The 1,018-nt window shown below is 73.0% G+C and carries 1 protein-coding gene; it reads right to left on the reverse strand.

Annotated elements, in window-relative coordinates:
* Positions 1 to 87: 87 nt before the first annotated feature.
* Positions 88 to 771, reverse strand: coding sequence for a PHP domain-containing protein (locus U4E84_RS18775; protein ID WP_322533560.1), 684 nt, complete (start codon positions 769 to 771; stop codon positions 88 to 90).
* Between the last annotated feature and the right edge of the window lie 247 nt (positions 772 to 1,018).

Consider the following 1,018-nt stretch of genomic DNA (forward strand, 5'->3'; position numbering starts at 1 on the left):
CGGGGAGGGGGTCGCCGTCGCGGAGCGCGGCCCGGACGCGGTCCGCGGAGGCGCCTCGCAGATCGGTGGCGGGGGCCGTCATCGCGGTCACCTGAGGGCGTCGAGCGCGCGGAGCGCGCGGCGCTTGGCGCCCCCGCCGAACTGGCGGAGCGAGATCCGCCACGGGGTGCGCTTGCCGACGACGCTGGTCCGGCCGTCGGCGATGCCGTCGAGGATCGCGGCGGCGGAGCGCTCGTCGGCGCCCACCTCCGTCACCGCCTGCCCGACCATCTCGGAGATGTGCGCGTCGCTGCCGGCGGTCATCGGGAGGCCGTTGCGGACGGCGAACTTCTCGGCCTGTCGGTTCGAGCGCCCGGTGAACAGCCGAGAGTTGTACACCTCGATGGCGTCGGCGCTCGCCAGTTGCTCGTCGGTGATGTGGGCGGCGACGCCGTGACGGGACTTCTGGAAGGGGTGAGGGACGACCGCGATCCCGCCCTGGTCGTGGATCCGGTCGAGCGTCTCGTCGAAGGGGAGGCCGGTCTCGATCCGCTCCTCGATGCCGAACGCGAGGACGTGGCCGACCGCCGAGGTCACCTCCATGCCGACGACGCCGACGAGGCCGTAGTCGGGGGCCTTCTCGGCCGCCTCGATGCTGGCGTCGATCTCGTCGTGGTCGGTGACGGCGAGCGCGTCGAGCCCAACCGCGGCCGCCTGCTCCAAGAGGAGCTCGACCGGGTCGCGCCCGTCGTACGACAGCGCGGAGTGCGCGTGGAGCTCGACCGATAGCACACCGGACGCTTCGAGCGTGGCCATAAAAAGCGCCCCGGTCCGCGCCGCTCTGCGGGGGCTCGTGACGGTCGTACCTCGTTCCGTTGACGTGGCAATTACGAACAACTGCGGTGGCGCGTGCCGACGAGCGCCCGGAGGGCGCGAGTCGCACGCGCGAGGGAGTCGCTGGCGCCGGAGCGCAGCGGAGGCTGCCAGCGACGAGGCTGGGGAGGTGAGAGGTGCTGTGCGGAGCGGTGCGGGGCGGGAC

It is taken from the genome of Halorubrum sp. AD140 (assembly GCF_034497445.1).
Classification (GTDB): Archaea; Halobacteriota; Halobacteria; order Halobacteriales; family Haloferacaceae; genus Halorubrum.